The following is a 16,219-nucleotide window of genomic DNA, read 5'->3' on the forward strand; positions in this document are numbered from 1 at the left end:
CTCGAACCACTTGACCCCGAGGAGAGCCGCGGCCAGGTCTTCGACCACGGCGTCACGACCAGCGAGGACGGCAGCGGCTACGGACTCTCGATCGTCAGGACGATCGCCAACGCCCACGGCTGGGACGTCAGCGTGACCGAGAGCGACGACGGCGGGGCCCGGTTCACCGTCACGGGCATCGAGTTCGTCGACTGATCGCGCCCGAAACCACCAGTGGTGTTTTGTTACTTCCGAGAGTGCGTGTGGGTATGGCGGACGAATACCGAACTGAATCCGACAGCCTCGGCGAGATGCAGGTGCCGGCCGACGCCTACTGGGGGGCCCAGACCCAGCGCGCCGTCGAGAACTTCCCGATCAGCGACGCGCGCTTCGGGCGGCGCTTCGTGCGCGCGCTCGGGATCGTCAAGAAAGCCGCTGCGCAGGCCAACCGCGATCTGGGAACGATCCCGGAAGAGAAGGCCGACCCCATCATCGACGCCGCCGACGAGGTCATCGCCGGCGAGCACGACGACCAGTTCCCGGTCGATATCTTCCAGACGGGTAGCGGCACCTCGACGAACATGAACGCAAACGAGGTGATCGCCAACCGCGCGACCGAGATCTACGGCGGAGAGGTCGGCACGCGGGAGATCCACCCCAACGACCACGTCAACTTCGGGCAGTCGAGCAACGACGTGATCCCGACGGCGATGCACGTCGCCGCCCTGGAGGCCGTCGAGCGGGACGTCATTCCCGGGCTGGAGACGCTCCGCGAGGAACTGCAAGCCAAAGAGAAAGAGTTCGACGACGTGGTCAAAACCGGCCGAACCCACCTGCAGGACGCGACGCCGGTCCGGCTGGGCCAGGAGTTCTCGGGCTACCGGGCGCAGGTCGAGAAGGGGATCGCTCGCGTCGAGGACTCGACCGATCGGCTCGCGGAACTCGCGCTCGGCGGGACGGCCGTCGGGACCGGCCTGAACACCCATCCGGAGTTCCCGGAACTGGCCGCCGAGTACATCAGCGAGGGGTCACTGTTGCCCTTCCGCGAGGCCGACAACCACTTCGAGGCCCAGGCCGCCCACGACGCGATGAGCGAGGCCCACGGCGCGCTTCGGACGGTGACGGGTTCGCTACACAAGATCGCAAACGACCTGCGGCTTTTGGCCTCGGGACCGCGAAACGGTCTCGGCGAGATCGATCAGCCCGAGAACCAGCCCGGCTCGTCGATCATGCCCGGGAAGATCAACCCGGTCGTCGCCGAGTCGGTCAACCAGGTCTACGCACAGGTCGTCGGCAACGACGCCGCGGTCTCGACGGGCGCGGCCAACGGGCAGATCGATCTCAACCTCTACAAGCCGGTGATCGCGTACAACTTCCTGCAGTCGGCGCAACTGCTCGCGAACGTCTCCGGGACCTTCGCCACGAAGTTCGTCGCGAAGCTGGAGGCCGACCGCACGCACTGCGAGCAGCGCGTCCAGCAGTCGATGGCGCTGGCGACCGCCCTGAATCCCGCGATCGGCTACGACAAGGCCAGCAAGGTCGCCAAGCAGGCCCTCGCTGAGGACAAGACGATCCGCGAGGTCGTCCTCGAGGAGGGCTATCTCGACGAGGACGAGGTCGATGAGGTGCTCGATCCGGCGAAGATGACCGAGCCGGGAATCCTCGGCGACGACTAGTCGTCCCGCGCGGCGGGGTAAACGCCGGGGGCAGATGTGCCCCAGTGCAGTATCGGCAGTCTCAGGGCCTAACGATCGGGAATCTTACGCCCACGCGGTAACGGTCAGCAGTCTCACGCCCACGCGGTAACGGTCAGCAGTCTCACGCCCACGCGGTAACGGTCAGCAATCTCACGCCCACGCGGCCGAGACGACGTCCAGAAGCCAGCGGAGAAGTGCTTCGGCAGTTTCTGAAAACCCCGGGATGAAATGCCAGACGAGAATCGTCGTCAGTATGCCGGCAGGGATCCCCAACAGCACCCCATACACGATGTAATCGATCCGATCAGCTTCCAGGAGGAGGTCCTTGAATTCGCGCTTGTCAGTGACCTCCCGCTCTTTGACCCCTGGATCGTAACTCGACGTGCTTTCGTCTTCTTCAGGTGGGTCGTATGAGCTCATCTCACACGCTATCGACTGATTGTTGATTCTGAACTGACTTATAGTGGTAGTATGTATCAGGTTTCTGTTCACCCGCGGTAACGACGGCTGCGCAGGCAGCGTTGCGGCCACAGCGAGACGGTGTGCTTTTTGTTCGTGCCCTCCCAGCTACCGCCAATGACCGAGCAGTTCGACTACGACGATCTGGGGCTGGTGGCCGGTCTGGAGATCCACCAGCAACTCGACACGGCGACGAAGCTCTTCTGTGCGTGCCCGACCGAGTTGCGCGAGCCCGAGGAATCGACCCGCCGACTGACCCGCTATCTCCACCCGACCCGGAGCGAGCTGGGCGAACTCGATGAGGCCGCCCTCGAGGAGAGCCGCGTGGAGCGGGAGTTCGAGTACCTGGCCTACGACTCGACGTGTCTCGTCGAGGAAGACGACGAACCGCCCCACCGGGTCGACGATGAGGCCATGACTGTGGCGCTGGAGATCGCCCAGTTGCTGGACATGGAGCCGGTCGATCAGGTCCACCCGATGCGCAAACTCGTCATCGACGGCTCGAACACCTCGGGATTCCAGCGCACGATGCTGGTCGCGGGCGACGGCGAGATCGAGACCGACGAGGGCCCCGTCGGCGTCGAGGACCTCATGCTCGAAGAGGAAAGTGCCCAGCGCGTCGAGGAGACCGACTCGGGAGTCCGCTACTCGCTGGATCGGCTCGGCATTCCCCTAGTCGAGATCGGCACCGACCCCGACATCCGCTCGCCCGAACAGGCTCGGGAAGCCGCCGAGCGGATCGGCATGCTGTTGCGCTCGACCGGGAAGGTCAAGCGCGGCCTGGGCACGATCCGACAGGACGTCAACGTCTCGATCGCCGAGGGCGCTCGCGTCGAGCTAAAAGGCGTCCAGAGTCTGGACGACATCGACGACATCGTGCGCAACGAGGTGCGCCGGCAGGTCGAACTGCTGGAGATCGCCGCGGAACTCGACGAACGGGAGGCCGCCGTCGGCGAACCACGGGACGTGACCGACGTCTTCGAGGACACTGATTCGGGAGTGATCCAGAGCGCACTCACGTCCGGTGGTGTGGTCCGGGCCGTCCGCCTGAAGGGCTTCGACGGGCTCGTCGGCCGGGAGATCCAGCCCGATCGCCGCCTCGGGACGGAGTTCTCCGATCACGCCAAGCGCCACGGCGCGGGCGGGATCTTCCACACGGACGAACTCCCCGCCTACGGCGTCACCGAGGCGGAGGTCGAGGCGCTGCGCGAGGCCGTCGACGCCCGCGAGGCGCGAAGCGCCTCGGATAGCGCGAGCGGCGATGAGCCGCGAGCGGGCGACGCCGTCGCGATCGTCGCGGACGATCCGGAGACGGCCGAACTGGCGATCGAGGCCGTCGCCGAACGGGCCGAGACGGCGCTCGAGGGCGTCCCCGAGGAGACCCGGGACGCAAACGAGGACGCGACCTCGCGGTACCTCCGGCCGCTCCCGGGGGCGGCGCGGATGTACCCCGAGACGGACGTGCCGCCAGTCGAGCCCGACGCCAGCGAGGTCGAGACGCCCGAACTCCTGACCGAGAAGGTCGATCGCTACCAGGCGGAGTTCGACCTCGACGCCGGACTCGCCGAGCAGGTCGCCTACGGCGAGGACATGCCGCTGTTCGAGCGGGTCGTCGAGGCGGGCGTCGATCCGACGCTGGCCGCCGACACGGTCGAATCGACGCTGACGGCACTCCGGCGCGACGCCGTGCCGGTCGAGAACCTGACTGACGAGCACATCGAGGACGCACTCCTGCTGGTCGAGAACGGCGGCGTGCCGAACGAGGGGCTGGAGGATCTGCTGACGGCGCTGGCCGAGAACCCCTCGCTGTCCGCCGAGGAAGCCGTCGAACAGGAGGACCTGGGCGGCGTCGCCGAGGACGAGGTCCGGGAGGCCGTCGTCGAGGTCGTCGAACGCAACGCCGAGCAGGTCGAAGAAGAGGGCATGGGCGCGTTCTCCGGGCTGATGGGCGAGTGCATGGGTGCGTTGCGCGGCAAGGCCGACGGCGACCTCGTGAGCGACGTGCTTCGCGAGGAGATCCAGAAGCGAGCGTAGCGTGTACTCGAAAGCCCACGGTGCGATCTCGCTCGCACTCGGGATCGCGCTCGTCGCCGCCGGCGTCACCGTCGTCCATCCGGCCTTCGTCGTCGGCTACGCGACCGCAATCGGCGTGCTCGTCGACCTCGATCACTTCCTGTGGGCCCGGTACAACACCGGCGACTGGCGAGCGCTACGGTACGTCCTCACGAACCCGGTTGCGGCGCTAGCCGATCAGCAGTCCATCTTCCGCGAGCACGACCTCGAACGGCTCGAGCGCCTGCTGAGCCACGTCGTGATCGTCGGGATCGCCGTCCCGCTGACCTGGTGGGTCGAGCCCGATCTGGGGCTGGTGACAGGCGTGACGCTGTACGCTCACGTACTGGCGGATCTGATCGAAGACGTCCGCGAGACTCGCGTCGTCCGGTAGCTGTTACTCGTCGCGGCTATCGATCCGTCGCTGGGCGCGCCGGAAGATCCCCCTGAGCGTGACGGCTTCCCGGTCGGTCGGGTGGGCGCGCCCGATCAGCCGTCGGAAGAGCCGGCCGGCCTTGTCGCGTTTCTCCTCGGGATGGTCGATCGCTTCGAGGAACGATTCGAACTGGCCGTGTAGCCCTTCGATCTCGCGTTCGCTCGCCCGGTCGTGGGTCGGGTCGGGAAGTTGCGTCGATTCGAGAGTGAGCGAGCGCATCTCGTAGAGGACGATCGTCGCGGCCTGGCCGAGGTTCAACACGGGATAGTCCTCGGCCGCCGGAATCGAGCACACTTCGTCGAGTTCGGCGATCTCCTCGTTGGTGAGCCCGACCCGCTCGCGGCCGAACACGAGGCAGGTGTCGGCCCGGACATCGGCCAGGCTGTCGGCCAGTTCCCGCGGCGTCTTGAAGGGATACCGGACGTGCTTGCGGGCGTCCTCGTTGGTGATCGCCGTGCAGCCGACCGTGTGGTAGTTGTCGGTTAGATACTCCAAGGAGACCTCCCGTGCGTTCGGGAGGATGTCTTCGCGGGCCTGGCCCGCAAACCCGTAGGCCTCGCCGTCCGGATCTAACTCGGGCGGATCGACCAGCAGCAGCTCGTCGAGGCCGAAGTTCTTCATCGCGCGGGCGATCGTCCCGACGTTGCCCGGCGTCTGAGCGTCGACGACAGCGACACTGATCATATATCGATGTCGCTCAAGTCCACGTCGAGCGCTTCTCGCTCGCCCTCGTCCATTGCTTCGAGTTCCTCTTCCAGCGAGGGGATCTCGCCGGCGACCGCCGCGTCGGGGAGCGCGTCCGGCTCGGAGTCGACGTGTTCGATCCCGGCGTAGTCGTCCGGGGCGCGTCCGCCGTCGGCGAACCACGTGAGGAACCGGTCTTTCATCGCTGCACTGCCGGCGTATTCGGTACCGCCCTCCTCGCGGAACCAGTAGAGGAAGTCCGGTTCGTGCTCATCACAGAGCAGGACCTCGTTCATCGGCTCGCCGTAGACCGCGAGCGCGACGTTGCAGTGGCGTTCGTCGTCCTCGACGAGCATGCAGGCGTCGCAGGCGTTGCCGATGATGGCCGTGAGCCGCGAGACGCGCTGGCGAGGCTCCGGCGGCATCTCCGCGAGCGGTTTGATCGATCCGTTCGAATCGAAGACGTCCTCTTCGTCGAAGCGCCAGCCCCGCAACCCGATACTGACCTTGCCCATGTCGAACGGTTAGAGAGCGGTGGGTAAAAACCGCGTGCCACGGGACGAGCCGTACTCCCGTCATCGCTCGCGTCTTCGCCTTCGGTCGAATCACCCCTCGTTGTCGCTCGTGAGACGAAAGTCCTGATTATAAGAGCCTCGACGCCCACGAACGAGGTACCATGAGCACCGGGACTACGATGGCGTCGATGTCCTCGTATGCCATCCTTGGCTGTGGAAGCGTGGGACACGCGGTCGCCGAGGAACTCGTCGGGGAGGGCAAAGACGTACTGATCCTCGACAAGGACGAGGGGCGGGTCGAGGCGCTCCGTGACCAGGATCTCAACGCGCAGGTCAGCGACATCAGAGACCAGGAGATCGTCGGTCACGTCGAGGGGCGCGATGCAGTGTTGATCCTCTCGTCGGACGTCGAGGCGAACAAGGCGGCCACGGAGACGCTCAGGGACGCCGACGCCGACCACTTCATCGTCGCCAGGGCGTCGGACCCGGTCTCTGCGGACGAACTGACCGAGCTGGGGGCCGACGTCGTCATCAATCCCTCGGCGGTCATCGCCGATTCGGCGCTGCGCTCGCTGGAGACGGGGGAGCTCGAACACCGGGCCGAGCAACTGGCGGCGCTCATCGACGGCACCGAGTCGCGACTCGCCATCCTGATCCATCGCGGCCCGGACCCCGACTCGATCGCCAGCGCTGCGGCGTTGCAGGCGATCGCCGAACATCGAAACATCGACGCCGACATCGTCTACGAGGGCGAGATCGGCCATCACGAGAACCGGGCGTTCGTCAACCTGCTCGGGATCGAACTCGTCTCCCGCAAGGAGGTCGATTTCGGGGAGTACGATACCGTCGCGCTGGTCGATTACTCCAAAACCGGCGATACGGAACCGATGCCCGACACGGTCGTCGACATCGTCATCGATCACCTCGAGCCGGAAGCCGAGATCGAGGCCGACTTCTCGGACATTCGTCCGAACGTCTCGGCCACCTCGACGATCCTCACGAAGTACGTCCAGGAGTTCGACCTGAATCTCAGCCAGGAAGTCGCGACCGCGCTACTGTACGGCATCCGCGCTGAAACGCTCGATTTCAAGCGGGATACGACACCAGCCGATCTCACTGCGGCGGCGTATCTGTATCCGTTTGCCGATCACGACACGCTCGAGCAGGTCGAATCGCCGTCGATGAGTCCCGAGACGCTGGACGTACTCGCCGAGGCGATCCGCAACCGCGACGTCCGGGGGAGTCACCTGATCTCGAACGCGGGCTTCATCCGCGACCGCGAGGCGTTGACCCAGGCCGCCCAGCAACTGCTCAATCTCGAAGGGATCACGACGACGGCTGTCTTCGGGATCGTCGACGACACGATCTATCTCGCCGCGCGCTCGAAGGACATTCGGCTGAACATCGGGAACGTCCTCGGCGACGCCTTCTCCGATATCGGCGACGCGGCCGGCCACTCGACCGACGCCAGCGTCGAGATCCCGCTGGGTATCTTCACGGGGATCGAATCGACCGAGGACAACCGCGACCTGCTGCTCTCGCTGACCGAAGAGGCCGTCAAGACGAAGCTGTTCGAGGCGATGGGCGTCGAAAGCAGCAGCGACGGTTCGAACGGAAGCTAACGACCGCGATCAGGCAACGACCTCGTCGTCCGACTCGCCGGAGCCCTCGCCGGGGCGGTTGAGTCGCTCGACGATGTCGTTGACGATAACGATGTCTCCGACCGCCTGCACCCACCGGTACGGAACGATGACGCCGCGCGCCTGATTGATCTCCTGATCGAACAGTTCCTGGTTGAGCTGGTGCAGCGCCAGCCCGGTGACACTTTCGGCTGCGAGATCGAGCCGCAGATCCTCAACCTCGCCCACGAAAACGCCATTGTTCGAGTAGACCTCGCGACCGACCAGCGTCGTGATCTCCGACGGAGGGGTCTCTCTGTCGACAGTCATATTCGGTGTCTCGGGATGTGGGGCCTTAACTCTTGATGGGTGGCCGGTGCGTCGTGCTGCCGGTGGTCAGGCAGACCGGGACTCGATCTCCGCGCGGAGCTTGCGCCCGGCCGGGATAACAATCCAGAACGTCAGCGCGCCGAAGATGGCGAACCAGAACAGCGCGTCACCGACAGTCAGTGCGATCTCCGCGTAGACGCCCGGATCGGACGGGCGTTCGCCGAACAGCTGTGTCTCTTCGAAACCGTGCGTCTGATACCAGCCGGCGATGATCATCCAGCCCAGTCCTGCCGTCATTAGGATACCGAACCCTTTCGCGAATTCGTCAGCCATCGTTGTGTTCCTCCTGTGAGTCCATCGTGGTTGTGTCACTGTCAGTCGAATCCTCGCTTTCGACCATCTCGGCGGTCTTGAAGCGGGTGCCGAGGACGTACGATCCCGCTCCGAGCAGGAGTACGCCGATCCCGAGCAGGCCGAACGCGACGTTAACGGTGCCAACAGCGGGCGTCCAGCCAGTAAGTCCGACCGCCCAGACGGCAGCCTCGCGGATCGGGTTGTCGAGCCGGGTGGCCGCATCGAACATGAAGAAGCCGAACACGACCAGCGCCGTCGCGACGAGCGTCGAGAAGACGGTAATTCCCTTGTAGACGCGCATCGGGACGACGACCGATCCGTCGGGCGTGCGTGGCGGTTGCGTATCGTTACTCATGTGTTTACTTGGGCGGTCTGAGCCGGTAGTACCGGCGGTTGAGGTTGAACATGTAGCCTTCGCGCATCGATTTCAGCACGGCGTAGCTGATGAACCCGGCGACGATCGGCAACAGGAAGGTGAGGTCGTTCAACAGCCCCTCTTCGATCGGCACGAGGTTCTTGATCGAGAGGACGGCGATGGTGAACGAGAAGACCACGCCGGCGACGCCGACCGAGGCCCAGAACGGCTGCTCGACCGGTCTGCGGGCGCTTCCCTTGTTCAGGAAGGGGACGATGGCGACGATCCCCACGACGACGAGGTTCGCGAGGACGCCGTAGGTCCGGTCGGTCATCAGCTTCTCTCCGCCCAGAAGCGATAGCTCGGGGTTGAGGAAGCCGAGTTTGAGCAGGCCAAAGGACCAGTAGAGATACCAGTCCGGCAGGATGACCTCCGGGGTGCTACTGGGGTTGGCCGGCGCGTCGATGTGTGGTGGCAGCGTCGCCGAGAGGATGATGATCATCCCGACGAAGAAGCTCGTCAGCGCGAGGTTGCGGACCATCTCGTGGGGCCAGGCCGGAAAGCCCAGCACGTCCCGCTCGACGTAGCTGGACTGCTGGCGCAGATCCTGGTCCTCACGACGAGCGCGCTCGAAATACTCGTACGTCAGACGCGAGAGGCCCTGTTTGCGCGCCTTGCGCTCGCTCCAGGCCGGCGTCTCGTCGTCCGGGGGAACGATGCCCGTTTCCCCGCCGTCGGTGCGTTCGTCGGTCGTGTCAGTGTCGTCAGTCATGGCTGATCAGTGTGGTTCCGCGATCCCCTGCATCCAGACGATGCCGATGTGGATGGCGATCAGCGCCGTCACGATGAAGGGCAAGAAGAACACGTGCAGGATATACATCCGCTGTAGCGTCGCCGGGTTCGGCGTGAAGCCGCCGAACAGCAACTGGGCGACCCACTCGCCGATCAGCGGGATCGAGAGGCTCATCTCGACGCCGATCTGGCCGGCCCAGAACGCCAGTTGGTCCCACGGGAGCAGGTAGCCGGTGTATCCGAAGACCATCGTCAGGCTGATCAGCACGATCCCGAGCAGCCAGTTCAGCTCGCGCGGTTCCTTGTAGGCCCCGGTGAAGTACACCCGCAGCATGTGCAGGAACACGGCTGCGACCATCACCTGTGCAGACCAGCGGTGCAAGCTCCGCAGGAAGTACCCGAAGTTCAGCTCCAGCATGATGAACTCGATCTGCTGGTAGGCCAGCGAGGACGTCTCGCTGGCTCCGGCACCGGGCGTGTAGTAGAAGCCGAGCAGCGCGCCGGAGATGGCCGCGACGACGTACGCCAGCGTCGAGAACGACCCGAGCGCGTAGAGCGGATACCAGTACCAGAACTTGTTGTCCAGGCCGTACTGCTCGGTGTGGCTCTTTGGCATCTGCATGTTGACCTTGTAGTAGAGGTCCTCGAGCAGTTCGAGGTAGTCGACGATGCGAAGCCGCTTGTCGAGCCACATCAGCACCGTCAGGTAGGCGGTCTCGATGTGCGAGAGGTCGTCGCGACTCTCCAGCCAGGCGCCGTGGTCGTGGTCGTCTTTGCGTTCGAGGCTCATGGTATCACTCTGACCGCGGCAGTGCGGTAAAGGTCCGTTTCACCGGGCTGAACGGATCGTAGATCGACTGGTGGCACTGGCAGTAGACGGAGTCTTCGCCGCCGAAACGGGCGCTACCGCCGAAAGCTTTGAATCCCGGTACACAGCAGAAGTGCGTGCACTTGTTGAGCCAGGCCATGACGTCGTCCTGTGTCGCCGCTTCCAGGAAGCTTCGCGTATCGCCCGACAGCGAGCTGTACTTGCCCTCTCCGTCGATCATCTTGCTCACTTCGGGGCTTCGCAGGACCTGGACGGGAATCGTCTGGACGTCGCCCTCGGAACGCCAGTTCGCCACCGCCGGTTTCCCGAGCCCGTCCCGGCCGATCCCGTTGCCCCACTGTTCATAGTCGTCGAACATATCCAGCGTCATCACTGACCCGTCGTCGACGTCGTCCTGCCAGTCGTAGGTGCCACCCGTTGACCGGAACGCGTTGTCCTGGTCGGCGTCGGGCTGGATCCCCTCGTAGGTCTGGACGCCACAGTACTGATACCAGGTCGTGCTGTAGGTCGTCCCGCCTATATCCGTCTCGGCGACGGTCACCTCCTGACCCTGAATAGTCCGGGTCTCAGGTTCGGGCCAGACGCCGTGGATCTCGTTGTCGTTTCGGATCTCAATGGGGACAATCGGCATGCCGCGTGGCGCCGGGCCGTCCGTGTTCTCGATGGCGAAGTACTCCGTGATACCGCCGCCGGCACCGGCGGCCGAGGTCGCCATCTCGATGGTCGCCGCGGTCCCGGTCGCGACCGAGCCGAGGGCGGCGCTGCCGACGACGCCTTTCACGAACCGCCGTCGTCCCGATTCACTCGGATACTTGTCTTCGTCTGCGGACATGGTTATCGTTTGTAGTACGGGTAGAGTGCGCGCTTGGCGTTCTCGAGAGCGCCGTCAGTCACGGAGGTTCCGTCGACGTCCTCCTCGCGGACGTACAGGTCCTCCCACTTGCGCCGGCGCTTCTTGACGATCATCACGTCCGGCAGGAACTCCTTGCGGTACAGAAGCAGGATGAACGACAGGTCGATGAAGATGACACCGAGAATCCCGCCAAGGAACATGTTTCCTTCGCCGGAGAGGCCCCAGCCGTTGAGCAGCCCCCAGGTGAACAACCCGACGAAGACGATCTCGACGATCGTCAGCAGGACGATCGCCAGCGCCGCCGCCGGACTCTCCCGGGGCTGTTCGTAGCGGTGAATGTCGCCGTAGGTACTACCCGAGGACATCAGTTTCGCCCCCCGCTGGTGTGTGCCGATTCACCGTACTTCAGGAAGAAGAACGTGTAGACGAACGTCATGCCGAGCATCAGAAGCGTCGCGATGCCCACGAAATGCGGCTGGAAGGGCACGCCCATCTCTTCGGGACTCTGGGCACCGCCGCCGGCTTCGACCTCGACGGTGGGGACGTCGTCGCCGACGGCGATCGCCCCGAGCATTCCGAGGTCCTGGTGTGGATTGCAGTAGTAGGTGACGATCCCCGACTCCTCGAAGGTCCGTTCGTAGGTGTAGCCTTCCTGGTCGATCGTATCCCCGGACGTGAAGTCGGTGTTCTCGCCGACAACGTTGTGCGCGCCGCCCTCACCGGTCCACTCCCAGACGATGGTCGTCCCGGGATCGACCCAGACCGCGGCAGGGTCGAACGTGTACCCGCTGCTGCCGGCACCGACGGCGATCGTCACCGCATCCTGCCCGCGCAGGTCGACCGTCGACCCGTCGAAGCCGTTCGCGCCACTGAGATAACCGCCGTAATCAGGCTGCTCGGCCGCCTGGGCTGTCGCCGACCCGCTGGCCGCGAGTGCGCCTGCCCCGCCGGCCGCACCGCCGGCCGTCCGGAGAAAGTCCCGCCTGTGCATGTACCACACTCTGGGCACCTGTTTTGTATAAACCCACCGAAACCCCCGATATATGGGGAAAATGGGACGGCAACTCAACCGAATATATATACCCTTTGTATATCAGTCCCAAATATCAGGGGAGAAGGTCCAACGGTAACGAATCTCACACGACTTATATAGGCATGAGACGCCTTTTACACGACCAACTTCAGGAAAATTCCCCCATAGAATCGTGCAAAAATCTCGGCAGGACGGCCGGTTGGACACCCTTTTGAAGTCGATCTGTGCCCTCAGCTATTCCGATACGTCGCTATACGGAGGGCTCCCAGCCCATGCCTATTGTTTACTGGCTTTTGGGAATCGTCGATAAAGAATTTACGATCCGTATCATACTACCATCGGAGGCGACACTCCGGCGATCTGGATGGCATCGCTGCGATGGGAGGCGACAACCGCTCTGCCAGAGTGTCGCTCGGAGAATACATCATGCAATCAGAAACAGACGTGTTGGTCGTCGGCGGTGGAGTAACCGGGACGGCCATCGCACGGGAACTCTCACGGTACAGGCTCGACGTCGTTCTGGTCGAAAAATCGCCAGACGTCTGCACCGGGACGAGCAAGTCCAATACGGCGCTGATCCACGCTGGGTTCAACGCCGACCCGGACAAGCAGAAGGGGCGGCTGAACGTCAGAGGCAACGAACTATATCACGAGCGAATCCAGCATGAACTCGACGTCCCCATCGAGTGGCGCGGGGCCCTGGTCGTCGCGACCGACGAAAGCGAACGGCCGAAGCTCGAAGAGTTGCTCGAAAAAGGACAGCGAAACGACGTCGACGGGCTGGAGATCCTCGAGCGCGAGGCGCTGCTCGAGAAGGAGCCACATCTGACCGACGACGCCGTCGCCGCGCTGTGGGCGCCGACTGCCGGGATCGTCAATCCCTTCGAGTTGACGGTCGGGTTCGCCAACAACGCCGTCGAGAACGGCGCGAGCGTCGAACTCGAAGCCGAAGTGACCGACATCACGAAGACGGACGACGGGTTCACCGTCGAGACCGCGAAAGGCGAGATCGACGCCGAGATCGTGATCAACGCGGCCGGGCTGTACGCCGACGAGGTCTCGAAGATGGTCGGCGTCGACGACTTCGAGATCACGCCTCGGCGCGGGGAGTACTATCTCTACGACAAGCAGTTCGACATCGACATCGACACGACTATTTTTCCCGTTCCGACCGAGGTCACGAAGGGAATCGTCGTGACGCCGACCGACGAGGGTAACCTGCTGATCGGTCCCAACGCCCAGGAGATCGACGACAAGCGCGACAAGGCGACGACCCGGCAGGGGCTGGACAAGGTGCTCAACGGCGCACAGAAGACGGTTCCGGACCTGACGAAGAAAGACGTCATCAAGGAGTTCGCCGGGCTGCGGCCGGCGATCAAAGAGACCGGCGATTTCCGGATCCAGATCGAAGAGGAGGTGCCAGGGTTCATCAACGCCGCCGGGATCCAGTCCCCAGGACTGGCCTCGGCACCGGCGACCGCCGAACTGGTCGTCGATCTCGTCGAGGAACTCCGCGGCGACCTCGAGGAGGACCCGGCGTTCGACCCCAACTACAGCGGTCCGCCGAAGGTCCGGCACATGAGCCACGAGGAACGCGCGGGGCTAATCGAGGAGGATGCCCGCTACGGACAGATCATCTGTCGGTGTGAGACCGTCACGGAAGGCGAGATTCGAGACGCGATCAACCAGCCCGTCCCTGCACAGACCGTCAACGCGATCAAGCGTCGGGTCAGGCCCGGTGCCGGCCGGTGTCAGGGCGGGTTCTGTGGCCCGCGCGTCATCGAAATCCTCTCGGAGGAACTCGACATCCCCATGACAGAAGTCAAACTCGAGGAAGAAGGATCGGAGCTGCTGACCGACGAGATCAAACAGCCACTGCTGGAGAAGTCCCACGAGAGCTCGGAGGTGAACGCAGATGACTGAAAGCCGGCAGGCGGTCACCAGCGACGTCGACGCGATGCGCCGGGAGGAACACGACCTGGTCGTGGTCGGCGGCGGTCCCGCCGGGTTGGGGGCCGCACAGGCCGCCTACGACGAAGGCGTCGACGACATCGTGATCCTCGAACGCGACTTCGAACTCGGGGGCATCCTCCAGCAATGTGTCCACCCCGGCTTCGGCTTGGAGTATTTCGAGGAGGAGTTGACGGGGCCTGAGTACGCCCAGGAGTTCATCGAGAACGTCGCCGAACGTGGCGTCGACATCCGGCTTGACACGATGGTCCTTGAGGTCACCCACGACCGGACCGTCTACGCCGTCAACGACGAGGACGGCGTGACCGAGATCGACGCCGAGAAGGTGATCCTCGCGATGGGCTGTCGCGAGCGGACCCGGGACGCGCTGGACATCCCCGGCTCGCGGCCGGCCGGCATCTTCACCGCGGGGACGGCCCAGCGGTTGATCAACATGGAGGGGAAACTGCCCGGCGAGAAGGCCGTCATCCTCGGTTCCGGCGACGTCGGGCTCATCATGGCCCGTCACATGCACCTCGAAGGTGCCGAGGTCGAGGCTGTACTCGAGATCATGCCCTACACGGGCGGGATAACTCGCAACGTCGTCCAGTGTCTGGAGGACTTCGACATCCCGCTTCGCACCCAGCAGACGATCACGGAGATCCACGGAAACGACCGCGTCGAAGGCGTCACCGTCCAGGAGGTCGACGACGACTTCGAACCGATCCCCGGGACCGAATACGAGATCGAGTGTGACACCGTACTGCTCTCGGTCGGGTTGATCCCCGAGAACGAACTGTCGGTCGACGCCGGCGTCGAGTTGCACTCGGTGACCGGCGGGCCGATCGTCGATGAGACGCGCGAGACGAACGTCGAGGACATCTACGCCTGCGGGAACGTCCTGCACGTCCACGACGTGGTCGACTGGGTCACCGAGGAGAGCATGATCGCCGGTCGCAGTGCCGCCCGATCGTTGCAGGATCGCGTCGAGACCCGCAAGGAGCCGATCGAGATCGAGAGCACGGCGAAACTGCGCTACGTCGTCCCGGACCGGATCTCGACGATCGATCCCGATCGCGAGGAGATCCCGCTGTACATGCGCGTCCACGCGCCGATGGAAGACGTGTTCGTCACGCTCTCCTCGGGCGGCGAGGAACTGACCCGGACGTTCGAACGGCGGGCCGAGCCCGGCGAGATGGTCACGCTGAACGTCGACAGCGACACCCTCGCGGAATTGCCCGAGCCACGGCTCGAACTGGACGTCGTTCAACGGGAGGAAGCATGACCGAAACCGTCAGCATCACGTGTATCAGGTGCCCGATTGGCTGTGATATCGAACTGGAGGTCGAGGACGGCGAAATCCTCTCGTTAGAGGGTGCAGACTGCATACAGGGCGAAGAATACGCCCGGGAGGAGTTCCGCAACCCGACCAGAGTGCTGCCGACGACGGTGCGCGTCACGGGCGGCGTCTTGCCGTACGTGCCAGTGAAGACGGCCGAACCGATCCCGAAAGGCAAACTCGAGGCCGCCGTCGAGGAACTCGCCACCGTCGAGGTCGAGGCCCCGGTCGAACTCGGTGACGTGATCGTCGAAAACATCTGCGACACCGGCGTCGCCATCGTCGCGACGCGAGACCTGCCGGCTGCCGAGGAGGGACCGGTCGCGGCGGACTGATCGACCCTCACAGGGATTTTGTATCCGACCGCCCGATATGTGGCAGTCAGAGCGGTAAATCGGCACAATAACCCGTCTCAGTCTGCGAATTTCTGTGGCACGGTGCCGTAGCGACATCACGTGAGTGTAAACTCGCGATTCTCGGAGCAAGTTCTTTGGTACTCGTCACCGAACCGCTAGGTATGGCGCTGGAGACCTGCGGGAGCTGTGGCGAGCAGGTTCCGTTCGCCGATACCGTCCACGTCCTCGTCCACACGAAGGGAGAGGACGGCGTCATCGACAGTTACATCTGTCGAGATTGCTACGAAGAGTATCTCCAGCCGGTCGTCGAATCCCCTGGATCCAGCGACGAGGGGGCGTCTGTCGACAGCGCGTCGCGGTAGATCACTCCGGACTCGTGTCAACTGCCTCGGGGTCGAGTGGTTCGAGAGAGCAGAGCTCTCTCGTCATCACGAGACGGCAAGCCGTCTCGGACGACCCCGTGACATCCGCCTCGATTATTCTGTGAACGCTCTTGGGTAAGCGATTGTTGGTGGCGTCATAGTGCGGTTTCGAGGATGATTTTGAGTGCTTCGTCGCCGGGTTTGCGGCGGACACGTTTTCGAAGC

20 protein-coding genes and 1 pseudogene are annotated in these 16,219 nt (G+C 64.1%); 9 read left to right on the forward strand and 12 right to left on the reverse strand.

Going from position 1 to position 16,219, the window contains the following annotated elements; genetic code table 11:
• Positions 1 to 30 precede the first annotated feature (30 nt).
• Together OB916_RS09685 and OB916_RS09690 are read left to right on the forward strand one after the other, a co-directional pair.
• Positions 31 to 195, forward strand: a pseudogene (locus OB916_RS09685) (ATP-binding protein); the annotation flags it as partial.
• Positions 196 to 248: 53 nt separating this feature from the next.
• Positions 249 to 1,655: a class II fumarate hydratase gene (locus OB916_RS09690; protein ID WP_315909089.1), complete on the forward strand. Its 1,407-nt coding sequence runs from the start codon at positions 249 to 251 to the stop codon at positions 1,653 to 1,655.
• Between the two features lie 171 nt (positions 1,656 to 1,826).
• Here OB916_RS09690 and OB916_RS09695 read toward each other — a convergent pair whose 3' ends face one another.
• Positions 1,827 to 2,096, reverse strand: coding sequence for a hypothetical protein (locus tag OB916_RS09695; protein WP_315909090.1), 270 nt, complete (start codon positions 2,094 to 2,096; stop codon positions 1,827 to 1,829).
• 156 nt (positions 2,097 to 2,252) lie between these two features.
• On the opposite strand from OB916_RS09695, the gene gatE reads away from it, so the two are divergent.
• Complete coding sequence (gene gatE, locus OB916_RS09700; protein ID WP_315909091.1) at positions 2,253 to 4,169, forward strand: Glu-tRNA(Gln) amidotransferase subunit GatE; 1,917 nt, start codon at positions 2,253 to 2,255, stop codon at positions 4,167 to 4,169.
• Position 4,170: 1 nt separating this feature from the next.
• Positions 4,171 to 4,581 (forward strand): hypothetical protein, encoded by a 411-nt coding sequence (locus OB916_RS09705; RefSeq protein WP_315909092.1) that lies wholly within the window; start codon positions 4,171 to 4,173, stop codon positions 4,579 to 4,581.
• Between the two features lie 3 nt (positions 4,582 to 4,584).
• Here OB916_RS09705 and OB916_RS09710 read toward each other — a convergent pair whose 3' ends face one another.
• Positions 4,585 to 5,307 (reverse strand): RNA methyltransferase, encoded by a 723-nt coding sequence (locus OB916_RS09710; RefSeq protein WP_315909093.1) that lies wholly within the window; start codon positions 5,305 to 5,307, stop codon positions 4,585 to 4,587.
• A complete protein-coding gene (locus OB916_RS09715; RefSeq protein WP_315909094.1) occupies positions 5,304 to 5,822 on the reverse strand; it encodes a hypothetical protein in 519 nt (172 codons plus the stop codon). Before OB916_RS09715 ends, OB916_RS09710 begins: the two co-directional genes overlap by 4 nt.
• Before the next feature lie 161 nt (positions 5,823 to 5,983).
• Here OB916_RS09715 and OB916_RS09720 point away from each other — a divergent pair, with 161 nt between their 5' ends.
• Positions 5,984 to 7,444 carry a DHH family phosphoesterase gene (locus OB916_RS09720; RefSeq protein WP_315909095.1) on the forward strand — a complete coding sequence of 487 codons (1,461 nt, stop codon included), beginning with the start codon at positions 5,984 to 5,986 and terminating at the stop codon, positions 7,442 to 7,444.
• A gap of 9 nt (positions 7,445 to 7,453) precedes the next feature.
• On the opposite strand, the gene OB916_RS09725 is transcribed toward OB916_RS09720, so the two are convergent.
• From OB916_RS09725 to OB916_RS09760, 8 genes are all read right to left on the reverse strand, one after another.
• Entirely contained in the window at positions 7,454 to 7,771 is a 318-nt protein-coding gene (locus OB916_RS09725) for a PRC-barrel domain-containing protein (RefSeq protein WP_315909096.1), read from the reverse strand.
• Between the two features lie 66 nt (positions 7,772 to 7,837).
• On the reverse strand, positions 7,838 to 8,104 hold the full coding sequence (locus tag OB916_RS09730; protein ID WP_315909097.1) for a DUF7314 family protein: 267 nt from the start codon (positions 8,102 to 8,104) through the stop codon (positions 7,838 to 7,840).
• Positions 8,097 to 8,480: a DUF7315 family membrane protein gene (locus tag OB916_RS09735; RefSeq protein ID WP_315909098.1), complete on the reverse strand. Its 384-nt coding sequence runs from the start codon at positions 8,478 to 8,480 to the stop codon at positions 8,097 to 8,099. The genes OB916_RS09730 and OB916_RS09735 overlap by 8 nt, the downstream gene beginning before the upstream one ends.
• A gap of 4 nt (positions 8,481 to 8,484) precedes the next feature.
• The gene (locus OB916_RS09740; RefSeq protein WP_315909099.1) at positions 8,485 to 9,252 is read right to left on the reverse strand and encodes a cytochrome bc complex cytochrome b subunit; all 768 of its coding nucleotides are present in this window, start codon (positions 9,250 to 9,252) and stop codon (positions 8,485 to 8,487) included.
• Positions 9,253 to 9,258: 6 nt separating this feature from the next.
• On the reverse strand, positions 9,259 to 10,062 hold the full coding sequence (locus tag OB916_RS09745; protein ID WP_315909100.1) for a cytochrome b: 804 nt from the start codon (positions 10,060 to 10,062) through the stop codon (positions 9,259 to 9,261).
• A gap of 4 nt (positions 10,063 to 10,066) precedes the next feature.
• Positions 10,067 to 10,933: a ubiquinol-cytochrome c reductase iron-sulfur subunit gene (locus tag OB916_RS09750; RefSeq protein ID WP_315909101.1), complete on the reverse strand. Its 867-nt coding sequence runs from the start codon at positions 10,931 to 10,933 to the stop codon at positions 10,067 to 10,069.
• Positions 10,934 to 10,935: 2 nt separating this feature from the next.
• Positions 10,936 to 11,322 (reverse strand): DUF7318 family protein, encoded by a 387-nt coding sequence (locus OB916_RS09755; protein WP_315909110.1) that lies wholly within the window; start codon positions 11,320 to 11,322, stop codon positions 10,936 to 10,938.
• A complete protein-coding gene (locus OB916_RS09760) occupies positions 11,319 to 11,945 on the reverse strand; it encodes a halocyanin domain-containing protein (protein ID WP_315909102.1) in 627 nt (208 codons plus the stop codon). Before OB916_RS09760 ends, OB916_RS09755 begins: the two co-directional genes overlap by 4 nt.
• A 468-nt stretch (positions 11,946 to 12,413) precedes the next feature.
• On the opposite strand from OB916_RS09760, the gene OB916_RS09765 reads away from it, so the two are divergent.
• The 4 genes from OB916_RS09765 to OB916_RS09780 all read left to right on the forward strand — a co-directional run bounded on the left by OB916_RS09765 (position 12,414) and on the right by OB916_RS09780 (position 15,994).
• The gene (locus OB916_RS09765; protein ID WP_315909103.1) at positions 12,414 to 13,910 is read left to right on the forward strand and encodes an NAD(P)/FAD-dependent oxidoreductase; all 1,497 of its coding nucleotides are present in this window, start codon (positions 12,414 to 12,416) and stop codon (positions 13,908 to 13,910) included.
• Positions 13,903 to 15,222: an NAD(P)/FAD-dependent oxidoreductase gene (locus tag OB916_RS09770; RefSeq protein ID WP_315909104.1), complete on the forward strand. Its 1,320-nt coding sequence runs from the start codon at positions 13,903 to 13,905 to the stop codon at positions 15,220 to 15,222. Before OB916_RS09765 ends, OB916_RS09770 begins: the two co-directional genes overlap by 8 nt.
• Positions 15,219 to 15,611, forward strand: coding sequence for a DUF1667 domain-containing protein (locus tag OB916_RS09775; RefSeq protein WP_315909105.1), 393 nt, complete (start codon positions 15,219 to 15,221; stop codon positions 15,609 to 15,611). Before OB916_RS09770 ends, OB916_RS09775 begins: the two co-directional genes overlap by 4 nt.
• A 182-nt stretch (positions 15,612 to 15,793) precedes the next feature.
• Positions 15,794 to 15,994, forward strand: a complete 201-nt coding sequence (locus OB916_RS09780) for a hypothetical protein (RefSeq protein WP_315909106.1) — start codon at positions 15,794 to 15,796, stop codon at positions 15,992 to 15,994.
• 1 nt (position 15,995) lies between these two features.
• On the opposite strand, the gene OB916_RS09785 is transcribed toward OB916_RS09780, so the two are convergent.
• The coding region (locus tag OB916_RS09785; protein ID WP_315909107.1) for a hypothetical protein at positions 15,996 to 16,219 on the reverse strand (224 nt) is incomplete at its 5' end.

The organism is Halapricum hydrolyticum (assembly GCF_025517535.1).
Lineage (GTDB): Archaea > Halobacteriota > Halobacteria > Halobacteriales > Haloarculaceae > Halapricum > Halapricum hydrolyticum.

Excerpts from the sequence above, each read along its gene's own strand:
- gatE (WP_315909091.1), top strand. The coding sequence starts at position 2,253 with ATGACCGAGCAGTTCGACTACGACGATCTGGGGCTGGTGGCCGGTCTG.
- OB916_RS09780 (WP_315909106.1), top strand. The coding sequence starts at position 15,794 with ATGGCGCTGGAGACCTGCGGGAGCTGTGGCGAGCAGGTTCCGTTCGCC.
- OB916_RS09750 (WP_315909101.1), bottom strand. The coding sequence starts at position 10,933 with ATGTCCGCAGACGAAGACAAGTATCCGAGTGAATCGGGACGACGGCGG.
- OB916_RS09720 (WP_315909095.1), top strand. The coding sequence starts at position 5,984 with ATGAGCACCGGGACTACGATGGCGTCGATGTCCTCGTATGCCATCCTT.
- OB916_RS09740 (WP_315909099.1), bottom strand. The coding sequence starts at position 9,252 with ATGACTGACGACACTGACACGACCGACGAACGCACCGACGGCGGGGAA.
- OB916_RS09695 (WP_315909090.1), bottom strand. The coding sequence starts at position 2,096 with ATGAGCTCATACGACCCACCTGAAGAAGACGAAAGCACGTCGAGTTAC.
- OB916_RS09770 (WP_315909104.1), top strand. The coding sequence starts at position 13,903 with ATGACTGAAAGCCGGCAGGCGGTCACCAGCGACGTCGACGCGATGCGC.
- OB916_RS09775 (WP_315909105.1), top strand. The coding sequence starts at position 15,219 with ATGACCGAAACCGTCAGCATCACGTGTATCAGGTGCCCGATTGGCTGT.
- OB916_RS09765 (WP_315909103.1), top strand. The coding sequence starts at position 12,414 with ATGCAATCAGAAACAGACGTGTTGGTCGTCGGCGGTGGAGTAACCGGG.
- OB916_RS09710 (WP_315909093.1), bottom strand. The coding sequence starts at position 5,307 with ATGATCAGTGTCGCTGTCGTCGACGCTCAGACGCCGGGCAACGTCGGG.
- OB916_RS09730 (WP_315909097.1), bottom strand. The coding sequence starts at position 8,104 with ATGGCTGACGAATTCGCGAAAGGGTTCGGTATCCTAATGACGGCAGGA.
- OB916_RS09760 (WP_315909102.1), bottom strand. The coding sequence starts at position 11,945 with ATGCACAGGCGGGACTTTCTCCGGACGGCCGGCGGTGCGGCCGGCGGG.
- OB916_RS09745 (WP_315909100.1), bottom strand. The coding sequence starts at position 10,062 with ATGAGCCTCGAACGCAAAGACGACCACGACCACGGCGCCTGGCTGGAG.
- OB916_RS09725 (WP_315909096.1), bottom strand. The coding sequence starts at position 7,771 with ATGACTGTCGACAGAGAGACCCCTCCGTCGGAGATCACGACGCTGGTC.
- OB916_RS09690 (WP_315909089.1), top strand. The coding sequence starts at position 249 with ATGGCGGACGAATACCGAACTGAATCCGACAGCCTCGGCGAGATGCAG.
- OB916_RS09715 (WP_315909094.1), bottom strand. The coding sequence starts at position 5,822 with ATGGGCAAGGTCAGTATCGGGTTGCGGGGCTGGCGCTTCGACGAAGAG.
- OB916_RS09735 (WP_315909098.1), bottom strand. The coding sequence starts at position 8,480 with ATGAGTAACGATACGCAACCGCCACGCACGCCCGACGGATCGGTCGTC.